This is a genomic window from Mesorhizobium norvegicum (assembly GCF_004919685.1).
In the GTDB taxonomy this organism is placed as follows: domain Bacteria; phylum Pseudomonadota; class Alphaproteobacteria; order Rhizobiales; family Rhizobiaceae; genus Mesorhizobium; species Mesorhizobium norvegicum.
Genome location: NZ_SMYZ01000012.1, coordinates 180,020 through 203,689, shown reverse-complemented (window position 1 = coordinate 203,689; position 23,670 = coordinate 180,020). Strand labels below are relative to the sequence as shown.

The window sequence follows — 23,670 nt, the reverse complement described above, 5'->3', positions numbered from 1 at the left end:
GGCCTGTCGCCGTCAAAGGGAATATGAAATTGGCGGAAAGTAAGATGCCTGAGCGGCCGTTTTACCAGCCTGGCGCCAGCAGCGTGGAAGGCCTGCCGCTGCTCCTGCAGATGTTTCACACCAATCCCCTGGTGATGCTAAAGCCACATTGGCACGCCCAGGTCGAGGTGAATTTCATCGTGCGCGGCAGCGTGCATTATCGCATGAACGACCACGAGATTTCGCTTTCGGCCGGCGAGATGTGCCTGTTCTGGGGTGGCCTGCCGCACCAGATGGATGATTTGTCCGACGACGCCATCTATGCCGGAGCGCATCTGCCGCTGGTGCATTTCTTCCGCCTGCACCTGCCCACTGATATAAGGCATCGGCTGATGACGGGCGCCACGCTGGTGACTGGCGCCACCGACCAGTCCGACCACCATAATTTCGAGCGCTGGAACCGCTACGCCCGGTCCGGCGACCAGGCCAAGGCCGAACACGCCGTCAACGAATTGCTGCTGCGGCTGGAGCGGGTTCGGTTCGAGCCTTACCGGCTCGTGCCCGGGACCGCGCCCGGCCAGGAAACGGGCACCCCTTTCGACCAACAGTCGTCGCGCAATGTCGGACGCATGTGCGATTTCATCGCCGAGAATTTCCTCTACGACATCGATTGCGTGAACATAGCAGCCGCCGCCGACATCCACCCCAAATACGCCATGAGCCTGTTCAAGAAATCGACCGGCATGACGCTCAACGAATATGTCAACCTGCTGCGGCTGAGCTACGCGCAGGCGCTTTTAATGCATCAGGACGCCAATGTGCTGCGCGTCGCCATGGACTCCGGCTTCGGCTCGCTCAGCGCCTTCAACAAATCGTTCCGCAAGCTGGCTGGCATGTCGCCCTCCGATTTTCGCAGAGGCGTGACCGGCGCCAGATAGGCAGCGGCGCGCCTGGTGCCGCGAAAGCATTGCTGTGCCTCGATCGCCGGCTAAAAGACGTGTCATGGCATTTCAGCCCGCAATAACGACGCAGACGAGCGTGACGAAGGCCGGATCGTGCCATGCTATGCGCCATTCCGGCCATGCAAGCAGCATGGAAACCGGGGCACTGCACGGCATCGCTTTTCCTGTCTGAAATCGCCATCTGGGCGCTGGACAGGCCGAATTCCCGTGCTATAACCCACGCGCTTTCAAGGGGCGCCCCACGGCGCCTTCATGAAATCCGGTCAACGAGTTTTCGTTTGCCGGAACAGGCCCAGATAGCTCAGTTGGTAGAGCAGCGGACTGAAAATCCGCGTGTCGGTGGTTCGAATCCGCCTCTGGGCACCAAATATTTCTCAATAAAATCAATCGATTACACGTTGCCGCGCTAGTTAATCCGTCTTAGCTATCGTTGTCTCATCGCGCTTGAGCGACAAGAGGTAATAGCGCTGCTCTCAAAACTTACGCCGCGGGAAAGCGAGATCCTGACCATGATCTGCCGGAGATGGGAAACGAAAGAGATAGCCAATGCCCTCAATGTGTCGCGTCGGACTGTGGATTCTCATCGCGTGCACATTTCTACGAAGCTGGACACTAGTTCGATTGTGGAATTCGTCCACATGACGCAGCGCGTCCCTAAGACGTTCAGTTGATGGCACGTTGGCTTAGCGAGTGATGTTCGGCAGGAGCAAGGATGATCGCTAGCTGAGATTGCCCGGCTGAGCACTCGAAGCTGCTTGAGAATGCTGAGCTATCGCCGGATCACAACGCGCTGCCAGACAACTCGATCGCCGTCGTCGACGTGGTGACGAAGGATTTGAACGCCTGCGGCGAATCGCTCGGCAACTCGGCCAATCCACTCTACGGCCCTGAGCTCGCCGGCAAGAGCAAAGCCGCTGCCTCAGACGCGCGCAACGTCGCCAGCGCCGTCGGCAAGATCGCGGCCGAAGACCCGGAAACGATGGGCGGCGAAAGGCGTGACCAGACCGGACATCAGGATCCAGTTTGCGGCGACGACGACAAGCTAGGTGGCGAGCAATCCCCTACGACCGAACCGCGGTTACGACGAGGAACCCCAGCAACAGCACCGCGCTGTGACCGGCAGGTGTCACAGCTTTCCTACTCTGTTGTGCTAGCTTTTTTTCTGCGTCGATTGGTGTGCGACTGCGCGACGGCCATTTGCAACTCGGGTGTGATCTCCAACGGTGCATTCTCTGCCCCATGGGGGTTTTGTAGCCCCTGGACATGGACTGTCGGAAATGGGAGTTCGATGCCCTGCTCCTTGAAGGCTTGGCGCAGCCGCACATAGAATTTGCGTTTCATGCCGAAGGCGCCTCCGGGTCTGGTCATGGCCTTGACCCTCAATACGATGCCGTACTCGCCGAATTCCTGTACGCCCTGCATCTTGATCGGGTCGAGCACCCAGTTTTTGAACTCGGGATCTTCCGCCAGTTCGAGGCCGATCCGCTTGATCAGCTTGCGGGCGAAGTCGATATCGGTGTCATAGCCAACGGTGATGTTGAATTTGTCGATAACCCAGTCACGGCTTTGGTTCTGGACTGCCCCGAGTTCACCGAAGGGTATTGTGAACAGCGGACCACGATGGTGGCGCAGCTTCACCGAGCGCAGCGAAAAGCTCTCCACCGTACCCTTGTAATTGCCCGAGGAAATGTATTCGCCGACACGAAACGCATCATCGAGCAGAAAAAACACGCCCGAAATGACGTCCTTGACGACGGTTTGTGCCCCAAAGCCCACAGCGACACCGACGACGCCAGCGCCGGCGACCAGCGGGCCGATCTGGATGCCAATCGAGGCGAGCATCATCAGCACCGCCATCACGACGATCACTGCGAGCAGAATGTTCTGGAGGATCGGCAAGAGCGTGTGCAGCCGCGCCTGCTGCGGATCGAGGGTCGGGACCTCCTCCTCGCTGATCACAGGGTGCGGTATCGCGATGCCCAGCTTTCGTTCGATCAAAGCCTTGATGATCGACCAGCCGAAATCGGCTGCGAGGACAATGACCACGACATTGATCAAGCCGCGCAATATGAACATCGTCGTCGTATCGCTGTCCCGCATGGATTGCATGTTCAGACCCCAGACACGCGCGAGAAAGTAAGCCGCCGCCAGGATGAAAATCATCCGGATTCCGCGATCGATGACAGCGATCATCACCGCCGGGATCGTAGGCCGGCCGGCGTCTTCCGAACCCGGCCGCAGAACGAAATTGACCCCGCGCTCCGTCAGCACGATTGCCAAGGGCAGGAAGAATGCCGCGAAGGTAAACCAGAAGAAGGTGTAGAGGCCGGCGATGCGCTGCAGGAACAGAACGACGAAATAAGCCGTCAACAACCATGTCACTGCCGTGTGACCGCTTTGGCGCACACCGTCGCCATGTATTCTTGGCCGACGCCAAATGGCCAGCAGGAAAAGCAACAGCAGGATGAAATCGGCGCCCAGTGACAGGACCATCATTCCGTCCTGATCTATGCCGAGACCCGGCAAGAGGATGAACGCGGCGCCGAAGAAGGCGAAGACCCCGACGATCCGGGGTAGCCAATAGGACCAATGGTCGGCCGTTTCGTTGGTGATCGGCAAAGCACGAACCTCGACGGCGTTCTCGACGTTCATGAAGGAAGGGACGAGCGTGGCCATGACGTACAGGCGCACACCCCATGTAACGACCGCCGCCATCAGAAAGGTCAGCACAATCTCGCGGATAAGCATTGGCCAGTCGAACAACATGAACGCGCCGGCGCTGCCCAGTGCGAACGAGACGATCAGCATGCTGGAATAAAGCGCGCGACCGCCAATCTTCTTGGCCCGCCCGACAGGCGTATCCTTCGATTGCGCGATAACCCAAAGACGAAATGGACGGGTGACTTTGTACGTCGCCCAAGTGAGCGCCAGGCCGGCAGCGATGAACATCGCAATCAGGATCAATACGCTGACAGGCCCCTTGCTGGACATGTCCTGCATGGTCTCTGCCCGAACGCGAGCGAACTGGCCTGGCAACAGGGGCAAAGTCCGCACGATCCTTTCGATATGGTGCCTGATCCGATCGAGCATCGAGGATGCCATCGTATTCATCTGGCCGGGTGGGGCCACGGCCTCGGACGATGCGCCGGTCGGCGAAGCTCCTGCCTCGGCAGGCGCGCCCGTCGATCCGGCGTCCTGATTTCGTTGTTCGGCCACCCAGGTTTTCACCGACGGATCGTCGAGAAGCTCGAACAGCTGTTTGACCCTTTCAGGTGGGACGGTCGCCGGCGTCTGCGCCTGTGCCTGACTAGCCAACAGGAGGATGATTACAAAGACGAGCGGCCGGGCAATCAGGACAAACATCGCAGTCAGATCTCCGAGACGTCGTGCCGGGCGCGGCAGAGTCCTGGCTCCCAATCGTCTAATCATGAGCGGCATCGTGCTGTTAACCTTCCGGTCAAATCGGCGAACAACGACATCTATGTCCGTCGTTGCCCTACCTTGGAGAAACCGATGTTGTGGTGCAAGGCGTCATCGTTCCAAGCCAGACCGTTGCGCCGGGTACTTGGCGGTGTTTATTTGCCGCCGGGGGCGGGGCATTCCAACCTCGGCCCAAGCCTCCAGCCGTTCTATGAACTGGGCATCCGTGATGCTGGGCGCAGAACGCCCGGGACCAGGATCACAGGCCCATGCAACGAGGGCATGCGCGCTTGCTATTCAGCCTGTCTTCAAGTCTTTTTGCCTGCCTCTAATTCGCCCGATCTTGACAGCGCTGTGCTGCCATCCGATGCCGTCATCCGTTTTTGACATTCGCCGACTCTTGCCGAAGAAAACGAAAGCTCGATGATCCAGGACAATGCTACCGTAGGCGATGGGGTACCGATGTTCAATGCCGAACAAACCGTCGGCGCAACGCTTGCCAGCATCCGCTGGCAGACCTACCAGGCACTGGATATAGTCGTGGTGGACGATGGGTCGACGGACGGATCAGCGTCGAACAGCGTCCCTGAGGATCGTTTCCTTTGGCGGGAAATCGCCGGCCATGTTTCGGGACTTTTGTTCTACCTTCGAACCAGGCGCGAGTAAGACGGCGTGGCGCATAATCCCTTGGTTTCCATCGTGGTTCCTGCGCACAATGCGGAGGTAACGCTGGCGCGCGCACTCGATTGCCTTCTCGATCAGGAAATAGTGGATTGGGAGGCGATCATTGTCGACGACGCCTCCACGGACCGCACCCCCGCGATCATCGCCGGTTATGTGGAGCACGATGCCCGATTTCGGACGTTGAGCTCTTGCGCGTATAGCGCCGCCGGCGCGCGCAATAGCGGGATTTCGACAGCGCGCGGCCACTGGCTCATGTTTCTGGACGCGGACGATTGGGTGGATGCCAGCTTCCTTGCGAAAATGCTGGCCACACTGAAAACCGCTCCCGATGCAGTGGCCGCCTATTGCGGTTCTCGGCGCGTGATGCCCGACGGCGAACCCACCCCGTCGAGCATCTCAACGGAGGTTGCGATCCAGCCCTTCGAAACATTCGCCCGCCGGTGTGCCATCCGCACTCACGCGCTGCTGGTCGACCGGGAGACAATTGTCGAGTTGGGTGGTTTCGATGTATCGCTGCGCACCTGCGAGGACTGGGATCTGTGGCAGCGCCTCGCACGTCTGGGCAAAAATTGGGTGATGGTCGACGAGCCGCTCGCTTTCTATCGGGCCAGCCTCAACTCGCTCTCCCGCAATTCGACGCAGATGCTGGTCGATGCGGAAATCGTGATCGCCCGCGGCTTTTCTCATGATCCCAGGGTCAAACACCCGGCATCGGCACACGCCAATGGAGCTATCGATGCGAACGGCGGCACCGCTTTCGAAGCACTCGCGTGGTTCGCGTTGTGGAACGCCGCGTCGGATTGCGGCTGCGGCTCGCGCTCGATCGACCCGCAGTCCCTGCGCGCGCTCCCGGCAGGACGTAAGTGGGCGCGTGAGATCGCAAGGGTGGCCGTCGATGGCCTTATGGCAGGAAGCCTATCGGTGCCAGAGCAATTGGCTGCCAGGTGGGACAGGTTCGGCGGCTCCCTCACCGAGTTGATCATCGAACTCGGCAAGGTCTGGAACAATCCTGTAGCGGCTCGCCGGGTCCAGTATCAGCTTGAGCAAATGCTTCTCGACGTCGACGATCTTGCCGCGCCGCGCAGGCTGGCGCGAACACTTGGACTTCGCGTCGACGCTCGAAATCCGACCTCGACCGAACTGCCGGAAGGAATCGATCAAATCTATGCCTACCTGATGATGGATGGCCAGATCGAGGCTGTCGTGCAGTTCGGCGTACTCGGGACAGTGACAACGGATCATTGGATCGAATTGATCCTGGATGTCGTGCCGCCTGAGCGGCTTTCAGACAGTTCCGCAAGACTTGCGAGACGATCGCCTCTACCGCAAAAAGGCGCCGGTGCCGACGCGTCAAACATGGTTGCAGCCGAGGCATTGTTGTCCACAGCGGGACGCGGGCCCGATCCGGACAGCCACTTCGGCAAACTCGCGCAATTGGCCGCGGAAGCGCTGGAGCTGGTTCGGTCGAGCGCCGAACCTGCAGAGCCTCCTGCAGCGCCGCGCCGAGCACGGACCAAGGATAGGAATGATCGCACGGCGTTCTGGAATAGCTATTTCGCGACCGAGGACCCCTGGAACTACGGTTCGCTCTATGAGCAGGAAAAATATCAGCGGCAGCTCGAAATCCTGCCTGCCGGTCCCATCGGACGGGCGCTTGAGCTGGCCTGCGCGGAGGGCCACTTCACGCGGCAGCTGGCACCGCGTGTGGGCCATTTGACCGCAACCGACATCTCCGCCATAGCCATCGAGCGGGCAGGCGCGCGATGCAGCGATCAGCCGAATGTTGAGTTCGGCGTACTGGATTTCGCTGCCGACACGCTGCCGGGTGAGATGGATCTGATCTTCTGTTCGGAAGTGCTCTACTATCTGGATGACCTCGCCGAGTTGCGGCGCATCGCCAAAAAATTCGCTGAGGCGTTGGCGCCTGGCGGCAGTTTCATCAGCGCACACGCATTCGTGCTGCGCGACAATGTCGAAAGGACGGGCTTCGACTGGAACACATTCGGTGCGCAAGCGATCTCCGAGACGCTGGCAGCGACCGAAGGCCTCGTCTTGGAGCAATCGATCCAGACCGAGCTCTATCGCATAGACCGCTTCCGCCGCCTGTCTCCGGACGATCTGGCGACGGAACCGAGGATTGATCGTGTGCCGATCCGCGCGCCCATCGAAATCGGGGTCGCGCGAAATATCGTCTGGGGCGGGGCGCGGGCCTTGCGCCGCGACGTCGCGCGTAGCGAGCGGCGGCAGCGTATCCCCGTCCTCATGTACCACAGCGTCGCCGATGAAGGTCCGGCCGCGCTCGCCCGTTTTCGGCTCACGCCCGCCGCATTCGCCAGCCAGATGGCATGGCTGCGCGCCAATGGCTTTCACGCGATTGGGTCCGAGCAGCTGGAACAGTCCATCGCCAACCGTCACCCTTTCGTTGGCCGCCCAGTGCTCATCACCTTCGATGACGGCTTCCAGAACTTTGCCGACCATGCCTGGCCGACCTTGCGCGCGAACGACCTGACCGCGGAAGTGTTCCTGGTGACGGACTTGGTGGGTGAAAGTGCGCAGTGGGACGCCGACAGCGGTCCGCCGACGCAGCTTATGGACGCCGGGACGGTGCGACGCCTCGCCGCCGAAGGTGCGTTCTTCGGAAGCCATCTGGCGACGCATCGCGCGATCGATGATCTGTCGAGCTCTGACCTGGCCGCCGAGCTCCTGCGCTCTCGTATGTTCATCGAACGGTGGACCGGTCGGCCAACCACGGCGTTCGCGGCACCCTTTTCTGTCACCGACCGACGGCTTGGCCGGCTGGCCAAGGAGTGCGGCTATCGAATCGGCTTCGGCGGCAGACACGGGCCGGCGGACCTCGATTGCGATCCCATCGACCTTCCGCGCATCGAGATTCGCGGGGATCGCTCGCTCGATGACTTTGTTGCCACTGTCGAGGCCGTGCTCGAATGAACGGTAGTGGGCCTGTGTCCGCCCGTTTACCTCGTTCGCAAGTCTATTGGGCGACTTGGGACACGGCTGACATCAGCTCCTGCGGGCTTGGCGCCCCAAACATGTATCGCCCACCCTCCGGAACCTCCGTGAAGCTCCAGCGGACGATCCCCTGCCGGTCCAGTAGGAACTGACCGACCAGTTGTCCGTGTCCCGTTGCCATCATCTGCTCGTCGGCTTCGGTCAGTTCGTAATGGTCCTTCTTGTTGAGGATTTCGCCGGCCGCCATAGGATCCATGGGACCGGGCAACTCGCCTGGTATGTCGACCCGCATATCCATTGCCGCTGCCATCGAGACCTTGTACGGCCAGTTCGTCTCGTTTTGGGTGAACTCGAGATTGGGCAGTCCAAAAGCACGATGTGAAGCGCGTTCAGGGTCGGAGGCCGCAAGCAGATTCGGCATCGGGTGGTAGCGGAAATAGAGACGCGCCCGTTCGATCGGCGTGTTGACCACCGTCAGGCTCTCCACGCCCTTTTCGCGCAACTCCGGATCAAGCCGCGCCTGGGCGGCGATATGGCGCCGGCAAAACGCACAATGCAGACCTCGAAACAGGCCGACCAGCACCGGTTTTTGTCCGCGAAAGTCGTCAAGCGCGATCTTGCCTTCCTGGGTAATGGCGTCGAGTATCAAGTTCGGCGCACGGTCGCCCGGTTGAAGCGGTACCAAGTCACTATGCGCGGACATTTCCAACCTCCCACCCGGCTAGTCGAGAAAAGGCAGCACCACAAGCGCTTCCGGGTCGAGCCCGTGCTGGGCGCATATACCCTGCGCCAGGGAAAAGTAGCGTTCGGCCTCGGCCAGATTGTCGAGGTCGAGATTAAGCGTTGCGAGACCATCATAGCACGGAAACAGCAGTTGGGGGTCGCCCGTTTCGCGGGCTACGTCGAGTGCTTCATGGAACAAGCCAACCGCCAGTTCCGGACGGCCGTGGCACTGGTGGATCTGCCCAAGCACGATCAACGGCACCGGCAGGTGCTCGCGCTGGTCGAGCGCCCGGTCGATCTCGATGGCCTTCTCGGCAGCGGGCACGCCCTCCGTTGGACAACGATCCGTGAAAGTACAACAAGCGACCGCCAGATTGGCGAGGAGGCGCGCCTGGAAACCCAAATCACCAATATGGCGCGCCACTTCAAGACCGCGCCGACAGACCTCCATCGCCCTTGCCGGATCGATGGTCGTGTAAAGCACGCCGAGATTGGTGTAGCCGCGGCAGGCCGCGCCCAGTAGACCGGCGGCTTCGGCCAATTCAATGCTACGCTCAACCTGACGCACGGCTTCACGGTTTCGCCCAAGACGAGCCAGCGCGACAGCCTTGGTATTAAGTGCCTCGGCGGTCACAAGAGTGGCATCGCACCCGACCTCGGAGACATGCTCGGTTGTCAGAGAGCGTACGCAATCCAGCGCCGCGTCCGCCCATTTTGCCGCGAGAGCGTGATCTCCGCTACGGAACGCCTGTCGGCCACGTTCTTGCCAGAGATGCGCCTGCTCGATCGGGGCATCCGCTCCATCGAGGAGCGCTGCCGCTTCAGCATAGCGGGATTCTGCATTGTCCCGCTTGCCGACGTCCCAGAGCAGCCGACCGATCTTACGCAAAACGCGCGCCGAAGCGACACGATCGGCTGACTCGCGGTATGCCTGCAACACCGTCTCGTAGTGGTGGTGGGCGATCTCGCGGCGGCCTACCGGGCCGCTCAAATCGGCAATGCGCTCGGCAATTGCCAGTTTGAGCGGTGTTTGCCCGATCGCGTCCAACGCAGTCAGTGCTCGCTCGTAGAAACGAAGGGCGTCGTCGTTGGCGTATATCATGCGAGCGCGATCGCCCGCCGCCTGCAGGTAATGCGCACCCTTCTCCCGCTCGGCGCTCTGTGCGAAATGATGACCGAGCACGGTCAAATCCTCGAGCCGTTCCGGCTTGTCGCCGCACAGTTGCTCCAAGGCAGCACCGACCCGCCCGTGAATGTCGGTCCGGCGTTGCAGGAGCAGATTCTGGTAGATCACGTCCTGCAGCAATGTTTGCGTAAAGCGGTAGCTTTGCGACGAGACCGAGCCTGATCCGGCAACTTCCTCGATGATTTCCGCATCGCAAAGCAGTTCGCAGCCGGCTTCTAGCCGGCCGGGGTCGGTTGTCACGGTTTTCAAAAGTGTGGCATCGAAGCGCGGGCCGATCACCGCGGCTTCCTGGGCCAACCGGCGCACCTCTTGGGGCAGCCGGTCGACGCGAGCAAGCAACATTGCCTGGATAGTGGCGGGAATGCCGGTTGCGACTTCGCCTGCCACAGTCCGCCATCGCTGGCCCTCGCGCACCAGTACACCGCGATCGATAAGGCCGCGAACGATCTCCTCTACAAAAAGGGGGTTGCCGCCCGCGCGCTCGAGGAGCTGGTCCGGAAGCCTTCCTGCGGAGTTTACCCAGCTCTCGCCGAAAAGCGCCGCCAGCAGGCTGCGTCCGTCGTCACTGTTGAGCGGCGAAAGCCTGAGCGCTGTGTGACTGACCCGACTTGAGTCGAGCTGGTCGTTGTCCAGCGCCGGACGATGCGTGACCAGCAACATCAACCGCGTGCGTTCCAACCTGTCCATCACGAAACGCAGTGCCTCGAGCGACACGGCGTCGGCCCAGTGCAGGTCTTCGACGACAATCAACAGCGGCGACAACGCAAGCCGCCGTTCGATGATTGTGCGGACTGCGTAGAGAATTTGCCGCCGCAGTTGCTCGGGCTCGACATGCTGCAAGGTGGCATCGGGGTCGCCAAGGCCAAGCACATGGTAGAGCAAAGGCATCAGCCGCTTCGCCTCCTCGCCCTGCAGGCCGAGATCGGTAAGCAGGCCTGCGAGCTTCCCGCGCATTTCGTCGCCATTGTCGTTTTGCATCATCCCGGCAGCGCTGCGCACCACTGCGCCCAAGGCGCCAAATGACTGTTCGCCCAGCGGTGAGCACGTGGCCTGCCGCACCGCGACGTTGCGAAAACGATCCTCGTCGCGGACGCGGGCGACGAACTCCTTCACCAGCCGCGATTTCCCGATACCGGCTTCTCCGACGAGGCGGACAAGTTGGGCCGAGCCGCCGCACGCCTGGTCAAGGCTCGCCAGCATTCTATGGAGCTCCGCACCACGACCTATTATCGGCGCGCTGAGGCCGAGCGCCTCGAGCCCACGCGCTGCACGCGGCGCCGCAAGCGGTGCATCCAGTCGATGGACGAGCACACTGCCAGCCTTGCCGCGAAGCACGACATCACCCAGCGACTCGTAAGAGAAGGCATGCCGGGTCAGCCTGTGAGTGAGCTCGCCTACCAGCACCTCACCCGGTGCGGCCAGCGATTGCAGGCGTTGCGCCGTATTCACTGTGTCGCCGGTCACCGAATAGGATTTGGCGGTGCCGATGCCCAATCCGCCAGTGACGACCGGACCAGTGTTTATGCCGATGTGGAGTAACAGAGGCGAGCCGGAGTGGGAGGCGCTTTCGCCGAGCCGCGCCGTCCGGGCGATCATGTCGAGAGCGGCGCGAAGCGCACGTTCCGGATCGTCCTCATGCGCGACCGGCGCACCGAACAAAGCGAGCAGTGCATCGCCGATGAATTTGTCGACGAAACCACCAAAGTTTCGCACGGCCGCCGTCAGTTCCTTGAACAGTTCGTTCTGCAGCGCTTGCATCACCTCGGGGTCGAGCTGCTCGCTGAGTGTCGTGAAGCCGCAAAGGTCGGCGAACAGGACCGTTACCGTCCGGCGATCGGCGTCAGAGACCGGATGCAGCCCATCTTCGCTTTCGATGTTCGGAAGCGGCGACGGAGTTCGAGAAGGCGGCACAATGGTCCGGCTCGGTGTCGGAGCAGGCCGTTCGACGGCTTTTGCGGGCGCACCGACGCTTGCCCCACATTTCGGACAGAACTCGAAATCAGGTGCGCAGAGGTAGCCGCAACTGGCGCATGGCACGGGCTGGCGCCTGCCACACCTCGGACAGAAAGCATAACCGCCCTCAACCTCGAAACCGCAGCCCAAGCAGTCCATCGAACAAGACCTCACTAGGGGCCGTGACGGCGTGATCTCGCCACGCACTTCACGGCCAGGGTATTCACAAGGATGAACCGATAGCCGTCGACCAGCAAGCGGCAGCGTAAAATGGGCATCGAGCAGTCAGTGCGGGTCCTGGGGCAGAGCGCCGCCGATTCGGGCGGCGGCGTGGCCGTCGTTTACGAAAATTCCCTCTTCCCCTCCGTCTTCCTGCTATCGTGGAGATGAGGAGACGGACCATGAGCGAGAATCGTAAGCTAGCCGCGATCCTGGCTGCAGATGTGGTCGGATACAGCCGGCTCGCGAGCGCGGACGAGGACCTTACTTTGGCGAGGTTGCGGGCACTGCGCAGCGACCTGATAGATCCGACCATCGCAGTGCACAACGGGCGGGTGGTCAAGCGCACTGGGGATGGGGCGCTGGTTGAGTTCCGCAGTGTGGTGGATGCCGTGCGCTGCGCCGTTGAGGTTCAGAATGGTATGGTTGAGCGCAATGCCGGCGTGCCGCAGGACCGCCGCATCGAGTTCAGGATCGGCATCCATCTGGGCGATGTGGTTGAAGAAAGCGACGGCGACCTGATGGGCGACGGCGTCAACATCGCCTCGCGTTTGGAGGGCGTCGCGGCGCCCGGTGCCATCTGCCTGTCCGAGGATGCCTATCGCCAGGTCAAGGCGAGGCTCGACCTCTCGGTCAGCGATCTCGGCAGCACGCAGCTCAAGAACATCGCCGAGCCGATCCGGGTCTATTCGCTGCAAGTCGGCAGCGCCGGGACCAAGGCAGCCGCGACCTCGGAAACCGCGGCGAGCCGGCCAGCGACGGCAGCGCCGCCGAAGCTGTCGATCGCCGTCCTGCCGTTCGCCAACATGAGCGGTGACGCCGAGCAGGACTACTTCGCCGACGGCATCTCTGAAGACATCATCACGGCGCTGTCCAAACTGTCGCAACTCTTCGTCATCGCACGCAATTCGTCGTTCACCTTCAAGGGCCAGAACGTCCACGTGCAGGAGGTGGGCACGAAGCTCGGCGTGCGGCATATACTTGAGGGCAGCGTACGCAAGTCGGGGAACAGGGTGCGCATCACCGCGCAGCTCATCGATGCAACCTCGGGCGGCCATCTTTGGGCGGAGCGGTTCGATCGCGACCTGACCGACATATTCGCCGTGCAAGACGACGTGACGCAGCAGATAGTCGGTGCGCTGGCACTCAACCTGACTGAGGGTGACCGTCAGCGGCTGGCGCCCGAGCACGCGCGCAACACCGAGGCGTATGACTGTTTCCTGCGGGGCCGGGAGCTGTGGCACCGGCTGACGAAGGACACGAACGTCGCCGCCCGCGAGCTCTTGCAACGTGCCACCGAACTGGACCCGAAGTTTGCCTCTGCCTACGCTTTCCTCGCCCTCACGCACGGAATCGATTACCTGAACAGGTGGGGTGCGTTGCCGCCGGAATCGATGGCGCAAGCGGAAGAAGCCGCGACGCGAGCTGTAACGCTGGATGACAGCGATCCCTGGGCGCACTGGGCGCTGGCGATAGCCAAGCTGTACACACGACGGCACGATGAGGCCATTGACGAGGTCGAGCGCGCTCTGGTCCTCAATCCGAACTTCGCCGAAGCGCACGTCTGCCTCGGCGAGGCGATGTACTATTCGGGCAGATCCGAGGAAGCCCTCGAGAGTTTCGCCCGGGGAAAGACCTTGAACCCATACTTTCCCGATGTGCTTCTGCATTTCCAGGCTTTGGCGTCGTTTCAACTGGGAAGATACGAAGAGGCCGTTGACCTCTTGCTGCAACGGCTGGCTCGCAATGCCGTCACCGACGTCTCGCGCGCGCTTCTGGCCGCCAGCTACGGCCATCTGGGCCGTTTGGAGGAGGCCCGCGCGGCATGGCAGGAGGTGCTTCGCGTCAATCCCGACTATTCGCTGGAATACCGTCGCAAGGTCTTGCCTTACAAGAACCCTGCCGATTTCGAACTCATGGTCGAAGGGCTCCGCAAGGCCGGTGTGGTGCAATGACAGGTGAGGCTCAGGTCACCTTGATCTCTGCCTGGCCGATCTTGCGCCATCGGGCGTTTTCGCGAACCAGTTTCAGGTCGTCGGTCGTCTCGGCAAATGTCCGCAATCGGTATTGCCGGAGCAGCTTCGGGAAGAGCGCCCCTTCCGGCACGCCGGCAAGTTGCTCGCGGACCGAGATCTTTTCATCGATGACCCGCATGCCCCAGGCATTTTCCCGAACCTGCAGCTCCGCAGCCAGCTCGCGCTCTTCCGGCGCGTTCTCGTCCAGCGCAGCCAGCAGGATCGAGTGGAAAAGCGCTACATAGCCAATCTGCCTCAGGCCGCCCACAACCCGCACGCGCGGCAATATGGCAAGGACGAGGAACGTCAGGAACAAGTTCGGCAGCAGCACGCCGTCCAGCAGCGCCTGCCTGAGCTGCAGCCGCTCGAACGGGATGGAAAGACCATGCGGCCTGTCAGGCTCGATCAACTGCCCGTTCTCGAGCACGAGCTTGCGTACGCGCTCCTCGCGGATACCCCAGAAATAGTCCGTGGCACTCGGCAGGAATCTGGCGAATGGTCCCGATGCGGCCTCTTGCATGGCATGTTCGAGACGCTGGCGTCTTGCGGGCTCGATGAGCAGCCTGGAAAGAAGGCCGTCACTGTCCAGATGCCGCGCCACGACGGAAGCGGCGAGCCGATCATCGATGAAAACCGGCCGGGCCATGCCGGAACGATCCCAATCGGCGACCAGATCCTCGTTGAGGGCTGTCAGCGCATCGGCGGCGGTTCCAAATACCTTGTCCTGGCTGGCAAGCAGCGTGCCCAGCCAGCGGCTGGCATCCGTTTCATCGCCCACCGCTTCGAGCGCGCGCTTGTTGAGGGAGACGGGACCGGCCACGCAGACGCTTTTACGGCACAGTTTGTGGCGCCCCATGCCAAACAGGTTGACCTTGTCGTCGCCGACATCGAGCCATCCCGGCCCCTCCCGGCCAATTGTCTCCATGGTCATCGTCGTTCCCATGAAAGCGAAGAAGGCCGACAGCCCGTTTTCGACCGCGCCGAGCCAGGCAAGCAGGAGAGCATCGAAGGTGATCCGGTCCATCAGAAGCAGGCAGTGCAGGCCGGACTGGATCACCGGTCTGTGCTCGAACTCTTCGAGGGCCTTGCGGATCTCTTCAGGCTGCATGATCACACCAAGGCGCTGATGCATGACTTCGCGCAGGATCGAGCGGGCAGCGATCGCCGGGTCCGATGCAGGCCTTGCCACCGGCCGCCACAGATGGCGGGCATAGTCGGAAACCGGTGCATTCCAGTTCTGCTCGATGTCGCGCACGACTTCCGGGCAGAGCAGCGACAGCACAGCCAGAATTTCCACCGGAGGCGCAGGGGCTGGGGCAAAGACGGCGGTCATCAGAACCGCAGCCGGGCCATGCTCAAGAGGTCGTGATACTGTCCGTCGGTAAAACCGGCCTTCACATGCCGGCCTTCGACCTCGAAGCCGTGGCTGGTGTAGAGGCGGATGGCCGGTTCGTTGTCGGCATAGACGGTCAATTCGACCCGCTTCAGGGCGCGCCAGTTGTCGGCCACGTCAAGCAGTGCGCCAAGTATGGCAGAGCCGATGCCCTTGCCGACAAAGGCATCGTCAAGGCCGATATTGATCTCGCCGATATGCGAACGGCGCGGCGAACCCTGCACGACCAGGCTGCCATGGCCGACGACCTTGCCGTCCAACTCGGCAACGATCCAGGTGGTTTCCTGGCCGGACTTGGCAATGCGCCGCTCCACCTGCTCCACCATCTCGAAGGGCATCCTGAGCGTCCCCCAGCGGAAGCCCGGCATGTTGAAGATAGCGCAAAGCGCCTCCGCATCGCTTGGCCGGACAGACCGGAGCTGCGGCTGGATTTTCTCTAGGGATGGCGAGGTCGTGCTGGTCATGGTTTTCCCGGCGAAGGCAATCGGCCCGGCACGATGCACCGGACGTCACCTGAAAATCCAGCCGTCTCTGCACCTATGAGGCCGATTGCGAGCCAAAATACCGGGAGGCGGCATATAGTTTGAAAACGCCGCTGATGCCGATCCAGCCAAAAAGGGCGAGCCAGCACAATGTCCCGGTCGCCGTCCAGCCGATCCTGTGCACCGTGGCGTCGGTGATGACGAGGCCAAGGATGGCAAGCGAGCCAACCAGAAACTGCGCCAGGCCGAGCACCAGCAGTTCCTCGCGCGGCGCGCTTCTCCAGACGAGATATGCGCCGCCCGCACCGGCGAGAAAGATGGCGCTGTAGACCTGAGCGTGGAAGGCATCGACCGGCCATGGCCAGAAGCCGCCGAATGTCAGGGGAAGCAGCAACAGGCCGACGCCATAGAGCCCAAGGATCGCCGATTCCACCGGCATATAGCCGCGCCATGCGGGGCTTAAGGTCACGCCTTTTGCAGAAGGACGGGCCCTGGCCCGCCACAGGAACAGCCCGGATACCGCGACCGAAGCGAGATAGACCAAAAACCAGAGCCAGGGCGCTTTGCGCTCGAAGTTGAAATAGCCGAGATTGATGAACGAAGCCACCGACACGATGACGGTGAAGATGAAGGCCATGACGAGCACGAGCCTGCCGGGCGACCAGCGATTCCAGACCAGCAGCGCCGCCATCACGACCATTTCGGCGGTGTAGAAGCCGCCGAGGAAGCGGGCATTGAACGGCGTGACGGCCCAAGGCCAGCGCGGCTTGACCAGCGCAGGCGCAAAAAACAGGCCTGCGCCTACGATCAGGACGATGATGACCCCCGCCGAGAAAAGGCGCAGAGCCGCGGGAAATGGCGGGTTGTCGGGTACCGGCATGGGAGAAAGCCCCAAAGATGAATGCCCCATGCACCCATCATAGTGCCGCTTGCGGCCGGTGAAAATCCGCCGAATGGAAATTGCACCGCATATTATACTTGACGTACCCACATAAACGGATTATGTCGATTCCATAAGGAGTTAGACCGATGTCCGTGCTTTCAGACCGCCACTTTCACGACGAAGCCGCAGCCTACAAGTTCGTAGAGGCCAGGATTTGGCCGAACGGTCCTGTTTGCCCGCATTGCGGCGGCTTTGAGCGCATTGCGAAGATGGAAGGCAAGAGCACCCGCATCGGCACCTATAAGTGCTACCAGTGCCGCAAGCCCTTCACCGTGAAGATTGGCACCATCTTTGAAGCCAGCCACGTTAAGCTCAACCATTGGCTACAGGCTATCTTCCTTATCGCTTCGTCCAAGAAGGGTATTTCCAGCAATCAGCTTCACCGCACCCTTGGCGTGACCTTGAAAACCGCTTGGTTCATCTCGCACCGCATCGGTGAAGCCATGCGTGACGGCAAGCTTGGCCCGCTTGGCGGCAATGGCATGATCGTAGAGGCAAGACTGGCCCGTCGAACAAGCGCGCCATTCTCGGCCTAATCGTCCACCACGAAAGCTCTCCCTACACCGACGAGAGCAAGCTTTACGGCGGGATAAGCGACCACTTCGCGGCCCATGAGAGCGTTAAGCACACTGGCGGCGAATACGTTCGCTACGAGGCCGGCGCCGTCATCCATTCGAACACCATCGAAAGCTGTTTCAGCGTCTTCAAGCGCGGTATGCGCGGCACTTTATCAGCATTGTGCCGAGAAGCATCTTCACCGTTACCTTGCCGAATTTGACTTCCGCCATAATTCGCGCGTAGCCCTTGGCGTGAACGACGAGGCGCGGGCCGCTCGCATCCTTGACGGCATCGTCGGCAAGCGCCTGACCTATGAAACGACTAGTGCAAGGTGAGGCACTCTATGGCGTCTGGTGACCGTCCAAATACCGCCCCAAAGCCAAAGCCCAAAAAGGCTGAAAAGCTTAGTCAGAAAGAGCAATCCGAGCGGTTCAAGGAAGCCGCTCGTGAGCTAGAGGCTGATGAAAGCGGCAAGGATTTCGAACGGGCTATAGGGCGAATTCTGCCGAGGAAGGCCGATGGTCCGGCTACTTCAAACGGAAGCGACGCTTAAGCCAACCATAATCGGGCTTTTCGTAGGGCTTGGGAGCTACCACCTGTTGCGGGGGCTAGACTGTATTCGATAGCCGCCTTTCCCATGCAGATGGATTTCAGATTGCGAACAAATAAGGAAACGTCTCCGAAGTAATTCGGATACATTTCAACAAGCTTTTCGACCTTATCTACCTCGACCAAGACAGCCGTTGCACCATTGCCCCTTAGCTCGATTTTTTTCTCTATCTCTTCCAATGTCCGCGCGCCTAACATAAGCGTCCAGAATGGTTCGATGGTCACGTTATGATCTTTTCCATATTGGATCAAATAGTATCGAGATTTTTCCGTTGGCCGTACGAAGTTCTCTGAGTAATGGGTAAGATTCTTGATGTCTTCTAGTATGCTGGTCGCACCTATACGCTTGTTGATATCCCGCAATTCTCGCACCCGGTCATTGTGATCCGGAACACCGATATGAGCGGGACACTGCTCAACGTGCGCGAATTCCGCCGACATAAGCTGGAAAAGGCGTAGCCAATCCTGCTCGCCCTTTCCGTGCTTCAAATCCTGGCCCCGGAATAGCCCGACAGCCTCAACTGCAGTTGCCCATGAATGCTGAAGTCTGGTCCGAACTTGCAATTCGATGCGTCGTCCCTCGAAAGCCTCAGTGTCGGCATCTCTGGGTCGGTACTTGAAAACAATATGGTGACTTCGATAGCCGTCCGGCTTCGGCTCATCGATATAGTTGAATTCCCGAGAGTGGATCTCATGGGGGAACTTGTCTCGCATCGATGCGAGAAGCGAGCGAACACCTTTGATGTCGGCCATGATCGCTCGGCAACCGCCGATGTCGTTCATGGTGTCCAAATTGGTGGTGGACTCTCGAAGCTTCCGACGAATGGATGCCATACGCTTCGGACGGGATGCCATGTCGCCCTTCAGTCGCAGGGCTCTCATGTGGTGACCGACCGAGAACCGAACGCTCCGCATCGGCAGAAAGTGCGAGTCGCGCCAGCTATTGGCGATTGAGAAGATTTCGAGTGCGTCCACGTACTGGCCGACAGTGATGTCCCGTCCGAACTGAATAGGTTTTGCCAGCCGGTCGCCTGCCTTGCGAACGGCTTTCATGCTGTAGGCAAGGCGCGGGTACTCAGTCATTCGATCCATGAAGTCAAGGTAGTCCGGCCCATTCTGGACTGGCGGGACTACCGCAAGGGAATCAGATCTCATGGATTATATCCGTTTGGGTACGCGAAGTACAATATACGGAAATTGAACTGTCACCAGGCTTATCTATTCGAATGGCCGTACGGTCCGTTTCGAAGTAAAATGGAGCACTCGGACCAAAGATCGGTCCGGTCAACACGACTCGGGGGCGCATTTTCCGGAGCCTGCACGATGAACGAAGCTCAGGATCTGTTCTCGCTTCTGCGGCAATCGACCGATGTCGATCCACAGGCAATCGACGCGATCAAGCGAACCATCGCGGAGGGCAAGGACCGCGAACTTTGCCGCATCAATGCGCCAGCCTTCGCCAGCAAGCATGGCCTCGACGAAGAACGCGCCATAAGCGCCTTTCTCCATGCGGCGCGGGTGGGCATCTTCGACATTTCCTGGAATGTTCTGTGCCCCGGCTGTGGTGGCGTGCTCGACACCAACGCCACGCTGAAAACCCTGCAGAAGGACGAATACACCTGTGCGCTGTGCTCCGAGGGCTATTCGCCGACCCTCGACGAGATGGTCGAGGTGACATTCACCGTCAGTCCCCGCGTGCGCAGGATTGCCGCCCACAATCCACACGAACTGCCGTTGGTGGAATATTTCCGCCAGATCTACTGGGCGTCCGGTGTCGATCTGCCGGAAGACGATTTCGCGAAAAAGATGGAAGCGTTCTCGCTGCAAGATATCGAGCTTGCGCCCGGTGAAAAGGCGGTTCTGCCCATACAGCTTCCGTCCGAATTCATCATCGTCTTCGAGCCGGTCACCCATTCAGCGCAGTTCATCGACGGGAAGGGCGAACCAACAAAGGAGCGGCGAAGCCTCTCGTTGGTCTTCGACCGCGACCATGTCCAGAGCCAGACGCTGGAGATGCAACCCGGCCCGATGCGCATTTCGCTGGAAAACAGGACCGACACCCGCGTGCTGCCGACGGTCTTCATCGCCGGCCAGGCATTGCATGATTTGCTGGGCAAACGCCGGCCCTTCCTGACCGCCAAGCGCCTGCTCACCAACCAGACGTTCCGCGATCTCTATCGCACGGATACGCTCGACATCAACCAGCGCCTGAAGATCACCAGCCTGACCTTCCTGTTCACCGACCTGCGCGGATCGACCGCGCTTTACGAGCGGGTGGGCGACCTTTCAGCCTTCGATCTCGTGCGCGAGCATTTCCAGGTTCTGCACGAGATCGTCGCGGCGGAGGCAGGCGCGGTGGTGAAGACGATCGGTGATGCGGTGATGGCGACCTTCGCGACGCCTGATCGTGCGATGGCTGCGGCCCTCAGGATGCGCGATGCCATGCGTGCGCTCAACGACAAGAGCGGGCGCGAGGATCTGCTGCTCAAGATCGGAGTCCATGCCGGCCCCTGCATCGCCGTGTCTATGAACGAGCGGCAGGACTATTTCGGCCAGACGGTCAACATTGCTTCGCGGGTCCAGAACCTTGCCACTGCACAGGCGATCTTCGCCACTCGTGCGGTGGTCGACGACAATCTTACCGCCGATCTGTTGCGCAGGAACGCACTGACGCCCGTGCCCCACGAGGTCTCGCTGCGCGGCATTGAGCGGGAGATAGCAGTCTATACGATCCCTTGAAGACTTGGTCCGTAAAGACTTGTCTCCACCCTCACACGCGCCTGCAGAGAAAATAACGATCGGCGGGCTCCGAAGTCGGCGCCGGCAGGCGTTGCAGCTGCGGGTGATCGAGCGGCGTGCCGCTCACCGCGAAGCCGCCGACGCGAAGCATGCCCGCAATCAGATCGGGAAGCCAGGTGGCAGTCACTGCATCGCGATCGTCATAGCCGGTGCCGATGTCGGCATGAACAAGAGCGGCGTCGATGCCAACGAACTTGCGGGCCGTCTCGCGTATTTCGCCGAGCACGAGGTTTTCGGTTTCGGGAATTGAGCTGGCGTGTGCGCCAACTTCGCGGTCGAACACCACGATCCGGCGCCCGGGCAGGCGCTCGCGCAGATGGTGGAACGTCCGGCCATTGCCGAGGCCGAGCTCGAGCACAAGCCCCTCCATCTTCGCCACCTCGGGGCAGATTTTATTGAGAATGTCGCGCTGTGCGGTCATCCTGCTGATGAAATTATCGAGGCGACTCATATGCGATTGTACGTCCTGAACCAGCAGCCCCGATCGAGGCTTGCCGCATATAGAGGCGAACGACGAACCCTGCAATAGCGCAACCGGCCGCCGACAAGCGTCATACCGGGTCGAGTCGTCGGCAGGCCGCGCGGCGGAACAGCGATCTCACTTGTAGGGGTCCGCGGCGTCCCGCAAGCCGTCGCCGAGGAAGTTGAACGCCATGATGACGAGAATGACGGGCAGCATCGGCAAAAGCAGCCATGGATAGAACGCGATCACGCTGACGCTGCGCGCCTCGGTAAGCAGGATGCCCCAACTGGTTATCGGCGCCCTCAGGCCGAGCCCGAGGAAGCTCAGTGCCGTCTCGCCCAGGATCATGCCGGGTATGGAGAGCGTCGCCGTCGCGATCAGATGCGACATGAAGCCGGGAATGAGATGCCGCCTGATGATGCGGCTGCTCCCGGCGCCCATCAACTGCGCGGCCAGAACGTAATCCTCCTCGCGCAAGGCCAGAAGCTTTGAACGCACGGCCCGCGCCAGTCCGGTCCAGTCGAGCAGTCCGAGGATGACGGTAATGCCGAAATAGATCAGAATCGGACTCCAGGTTATCGGCATGATAGCCGCCAGGGACAGCCATAGCGGAATGCTGGGAATCGATTGCAGAACTTCGATTATTCGTTGAACGATCAAGTCGAAGATACCGCCGTGATAGCCGGCCAGTCCGCCGATGACGATGCCGAGCAGGAAGCTGAAACTGATGCCGATGAGGCCGATTGTCAGTGAAATGCGTGCGCCATAGATCATGCGCGAGAGCACGTCGCGCCCCAGCCTGTCAGTGCCGGCCAGAAAGAGCTGGCCGTTTTCGGCAGGGCAGACGAAATGGCGGTCACCTTCGATCAGGCCCCAGAACTGGTAACTGTCGCCCTTGCAGAAGAAACGGAGCCGCTGAACATCATCCTGTTTGTCGATGTAGTTCCGCTTGAGCGTGTCCATATCCAGCATCATCTGGCGGCCATAGACGAACGGCCCGACGAATTCGCCATTGTGGAACAGGTGCACCTGCTGCGGCGGCGAATAGATGTAGTCCATGTTGCGCGTGTGCAGATTGTAGGGCGCCAGGAACTCGCAGATCAGTATGCCGAAATACAGCACTGCCAGGAATATGCCGGATATGAGGGCAAGCCGGTGCTTGCGGAATTTCCACCACATCAGCCGCAACTGCGACGCCTGAAAGACCTTCGCCTGCCCCGGCGTCATCGCCTCGACCGACTGCAGGTCAAAGGGCGCGCTGGAAATGTAGTGTTGCAGTGGAGCGCCCGGAGCGGGCAGCGGCGAATGCGTGTTCATTTGGTGCTGCCACCCTGCAAACGAATTCGTGGATCAAGCAGCGCCAGCGCCAGGTCGGAAATCAGCACACCGATGACCGTCAGGAAGGCGAGGAACATCAGGAACGACCCCGCCAGATACATATCCTGGCTTTGCAGCGCCTTGATCAGCATCGGCCCGGTCGTTTCCAAAGACAGCACGATCGCCGTGATTTCGGCGCCGGAGATGATGGCCGGCAGGATGGAGCCGATATCGGAAATGAAGAAATTGAGCGCCATGCGCATCGGATATTTGACCAGTGCCTTGAACGGATGAAGGCCTTTGGCACGCGCCGTCACCACATATTGCTTGTGCAGTTCATCGAGCAGATTGGCGCGCAGTCGCCGGATCATGCTTGCCGTGCCCCCGGTGCCGATGATCAAGACCGGGATCCAGAGATGGGCGAGGATCGACTTCGCCTTGGCCCAGCTCATCGGCTCGCCGAGATATTGCTGGTCCATGAGATGGCCGATGGACGTGCCGAACCAGATGTTGGCGAAATACATCAGGATCAGCGCCAGCATGAAATTCGGAATGGCAAGGCCGAGAAGGCCGAAGAAAGTCAGGCCGTAGTCGCCCCAGCTGTATTGATGCGTGGCGGAGTACATGCCGATCGGAAAGGCGATGAGCCAGGTGAAGATGATCGTGACGAAGGAAACCAGCACGGTCAGCCACATTCGGTCCCCGACGACGTCGCGAACCGGCAGCTCATATTCGAAGGAATAGCCGAAATCGCCGTGCAGCATCCCGCCGACCCAGTAGAAGTAGCGAATGACCGGCGGCTGGTCGAAACCATATTCCTTGCGCATCATCTCGATGCGATCGGAATCCACCGCTTCGCCCTGGGCGCGAAGCTCGGCGACATAGCTGTCGAAATAGTCGCCCGGCGGAAGTTCGATGATGGTGAACACCAGCGCCGATATGACCATCAGCGTTGGAACCATCACGGCGATGCGCCAAACAAGATATCGAAGCAC

Annotated in this window: 16 protein-coding genes, 1 tRNA gene and 1 pseudogene; 8 read left to right on the top strand and 10 right to left on the bottom strand. The window is 60.6% G+C overall.

Annotation, left to right across the window (positions count from 1 at the left end; genetic code table 11):
- The first annotated feature begins 23 nt into the window (after positions 1-23).
- The 3 genes from FCU66_RS05485 to FCU66_RS42750 all read left to right on the top strand — a co-directional run bounded on the left by FCU66_RS05485 (position 24) and on the right by FCU66_RS42750 (position 1,612).
- Positions 24-917 (top strand): helix-turn-helix domain-containing protein, encoded by an 894-nt coding sequence (locus tag FCU66_RS05485; RefSeq protein WP_181956530.1) that lies wholly within the window; start codon positions 24-26, stop codon positions 915-917.
- Positions 918-1,231: 314 nt separating this feature from the next.
- Positions 1,232-1,307, top strand: a tRNA-Phe gene (locus FCU66_RS05480).
- A 47-nt stretch (positions 1,308-1,354) separates the two neighbouring features.
- Positions 1,355-1,612: a LuxR C-terminal-related transcriptional regulator gene (locus FCU66_RS42750; protein ID WP_136617206.1), complete on the top strand. Its 258-nt coding sequence runs from the start codon at positions 1,355-1,357 to the stop codon at positions 1,610-1,612.
- Positions 1,613-2,078: 466 nt separating this feature from the next.
- Here FCU66_RS42750 and FCU66_RS05470 read toward each other — a convergent pair whose 3' ends face one another.
- A complete protein-coding gene (locus FCU66_RS05470; RefSeq protein ID WP_136617158.1) occupies positions 2,079-4,304 on the bottom strand; it encodes a mechanosensitive ion channel family protein in 2,226 nt (741 codons plus the stop codon).
- 480 nt (positions 4,305-4,784) lie between these two features.
- Between FCU66_RS05470 and FCU66_RS05465 the strand changes: the two genes are divergently transcribed.
- The gene (locus FCU66_RS05465) at positions 4,785-5,027 is read left to right on the top strand and encodes a glycosyltransferase (protein WP_136617157.1); all 243 of its coding nucleotides are present in this window, start codon (positions 4,785-4,787) and stop codon (positions 5,025-5,027) included.
- 6 nt (positions 5,028-5,033) lie between these two features.
- Complete coding sequence (locus FCU66_RS05460) at positions 5,034-7,994, top strand: trifunctional glycosyltransferase/class I SAM-dependent methyltransferase/polysaccharide deacetylase (RefSeq protein ID WP_136617156.1); 2,961 nt, start codon at positions 5,034-5,036, stop codon at positions 7,992-7,994.
- Between the two features lie 43 nt (positions 7,995-8,037).
- Here the strand turns inward: FCU66_RS05460 and FCU66_RS05455 are convergent, their stop codons facing one another.
- Together FCU66_RS05455 and FCU66_RS05450 are read right to left on the bottom strand one after the other, a co-directional pair.
- A complete protein-coding gene (locus tag FCU66_RS05455; RefSeq protein WP_136617204.1) occupies positions 8,038-8,718 on the bottom strand; it encodes a redoxin domain-containing protein in 681 nt (226 codons plus the stop codon).
- An 18-nt stretch (positions 8,719-8,736) separates the two neighbouring features.
- On the bottom strand, positions 8,737-12,036 hold the full coding sequence (locus FCU66_RS05450; RefSeq protein WP_168991810.1) for an adenylate/guanylate cyclase domain-containing protein: 3,300 nt from the start codon (positions 12,034-12,036) through the stop codon (positions 8,737-8,739).
- Between the two features lie 242 nt (positions 12,037-12,278).
- On the opposite strand from FCU66_RS05450, the gene FCU66_RS05445 reads away from it, so the two are divergent.
- Positions 12,279-14,051, top strand: coding sequence for an adenylate/guanylate cyclase domain-containing protein (locus tag FCU66_RS05445; protein WP_136617155.1), 1,773 nt, complete (start codon positions 12,279-12,281; stop codon positions 14,049-14,051).
- 10 nt (positions 14,052-14,061) lie between these two features.
- Here the strand turns inward: FCU66_RS05445 and FCU66_RS05440 are convergent, their stop codons facing one another.
- From FCU66_RS05440 to FCU66_RS05430, 3 genes are all read right to left on the bottom strand, one after another.
- A complete protein-coding gene (locus FCU66_RS05440) occupies positions 14,062-15,444 on the bottom strand; it encodes a hypothetical protein (protein WP_136617154.1) in 1,383 nt (460 codons plus the stop codon).
- Positions 15,444-15,968 carry a GNAT family N-acetyltransferase gene (locus FCU66_RS05435; protein ID WP_136617153.1) on the bottom strand — a complete coding sequence of 175 codons (525 nt, stop codon included), beginning with the start codon at positions 15,966-15,968 and terminating at the stop codon, positions 15,444-15,446. The genes FCU66_RS05440 and FCU66_RS05435 overlap by 1 nt, the downstream gene beginning before the upstream one ends.
- A 73-nt stretch (positions 15,969-16,041) precedes the next feature.
- Entirely contained in the window at positions 16,042-16,866 is an 825-nt protein-coding gene (locus tag FCU66_RS05430; protein WP_136617152.1) for a hypothetical protein, read from the bottom strand.
- Positions 16,867-17,015: 149 nt separating this feature from the next.
- Here FCU66_RS05430 and FCU66_RS05425 point away from each other — a divergent pair.
- Positions 17,016-17,822, top strand: a pseudogene (locus FCU66_RS05425) (IS1595 family transposase).
- A gap of 214 nt (positions 17,823-18,036) precedes the next feature.
- On the opposite strand, the gene FCU66_RS05415 reads toward FCU66_RS05425, so the two are convergent.
- Positions 18,037-19,179, bottom strand: a complete 1,143-nt coding sequence (locus tag FCU66_RS05415) for a RelA/SpoT domain-containing protein (RefSeq protein WP_246093793.1) — start codon at positions 19,177-19,179, stop codon at positions 18,037-18,039.
- Positions 19,180-19,419: 240 nt separating this feature from the next.
- On the opposite strand from FCU66_RS05415, the gene FCU66_RS05410 reads away from it, so the two are divergent.
- A complete protein-coding gene (locus FCU66_RS05410) occupies positions 19,420-20,835 on the top strand; it encodes an adenylate/guanylate cyclase domain-containing protein (protein WP_136617150.1) in 1,416 nt (471 codons plus the stop codon).
- Positions 20,836-20,866: 31 nt separating this feature from the next.
- On the opposite strand, the gene FCU66_RS05405 is transcribed toward FCU66_RS05410, so the two are convergent.
- The 3 genes from FCU66_RS05405 to FCU66_RS05395 all read right to left on the bottom strand — a co-directional run bounded on the left by FCU66_RS05405 (position 20,867) and on the right by FCU66_RS05395 (position 23,670).
- On the bottom strand, positions 20,867-21,346 hold the full coding sequence (locus tag FCU66_RS05405) for a class I SAM-dependent methyltransferase (protein ID WP_136617203.1): 480 nt from the start codon (positions 21,344-21,346) through the stop codon (positions 20,867-20,869).
- 147 nt (positions 21,347-21,493) lie between these two features.
- On the bottom strand, positions 21,494-22,675 hold the full coding sequence (locus tag FCU66_RS05400) for an ABC transporter permease (protein WP_136617149.1): 1,182 nt from the start codon (positions 22,673-22,675) through the stop codon (positions 21,494-21,496).
- The gene (locus tag FCU66_RS05395) at positions 22,672-23,670 is read right to left on the bottom strand and encodes an ABC transporter permease (protein WP_136617148.1); all 999 of its coding nucleotides are present in this window, start codon (positions 23,668-23,670) and stop codon (positions 22,672-22,674) included. The genes FCU66_RS05400 and FCU66_RS05395 overlap by 4 nt, the downstream gene beginning before the upstream one ends.

Bases quoted from the DNA above. Each gene is read 5' to 3' on its own strand.
- FCU66_RS05405 (WP_136617203.1), bottom strand. From the start codon at position 21,346: ATGAGTCGCCTCGATAATTTCATCAGCAGGATGACCGCACAGCGCGAC.
- FCU66_RS05435 (WP_136617153.1), bottom strand. From the start codon at position 15,968: ATGACCAGCACGACCTCGCCATCCCTAGAGAAAATCCAGCCGCAGCTC.
- FCU66_RS05410 (WP_136617150.1), top strand. From the start codon at position 19,420: ATGAACGAAGCTCAGGATCTGTTCTCGCTTCTGCGGCAATCGACCGAT.
- FCU66_RS05450 (WP_168991810.1), bottom strand. From the start codon at position 12,036: ATGGACTGCTTGGGCTGCGGTTTCGAGGTTGAGGGCGGTTATGCTTTC.
- FCU66_RS05485 (WP_181956530.1), top strand. From the start codon at position 24: ATGAAATTGGCGGAAAGTAAGATGCCTGAGCGGCCGTTTTACCAGCCT.
- FCU66_RS05430 (WP_136617152.1), bottom strand. From the start codon at position 16,866: ATGCCGGTACCCGACAACCCGCCATTTCCCGCGGCTCTGCGCCTTTTC.
- FCU66_RS05400 (WP_136617149.1), bottom strand. From the start codon at position 22,675: ATGAACACGCATTCGCCGCTGCCCGCTCCGGGCGCTCCACTGCAACAC.
- FCU66_RS05415 (WP_246093793.1), bottom strand. From the start codon at position 19,179: ATGACTGAGTACCCGCGCCTTGCCTACAGCATGAAAGCCGTTCGCAAG.
- FCU66_RS05445 (WP_136617155.1), top strand. From the start codon at position 12,279: ATGAGCGAGAATCGTAAGCTAGCCGCGATCCTGGCTGCAGATGTGGTC.
- FCU66_RS05455 (WP_136617204.1), bottom strand. From the start codon at position 8,718: ATGTCCGCGCATAGTGACTTGGTACCGCTTCAACCGGGCGACCGTGCG.
- FCU66_RS05470 (WP_136617158.1), bottom strand. From the start codon at position 4,304: ATGTTTGTCCTGATTGCCCGGCCGCTCGTCTTTGTAATCATCCTCCTG.
- FCU66_RS05465 (WP_136617157.1), top strand. From the start codon at position 4,785: ATGATCCAGGACAATGCTACCGTAGGCGATGGGGTACCGATGTTCAAT.
- FCU66_RS05440 (WP_136617154.1), bottom strand. From the start codon at position 15,444: ATGACCGCCGTCTTTGCCCCAGCCCCTGCGCCTCCGGTGGAAATTCTG.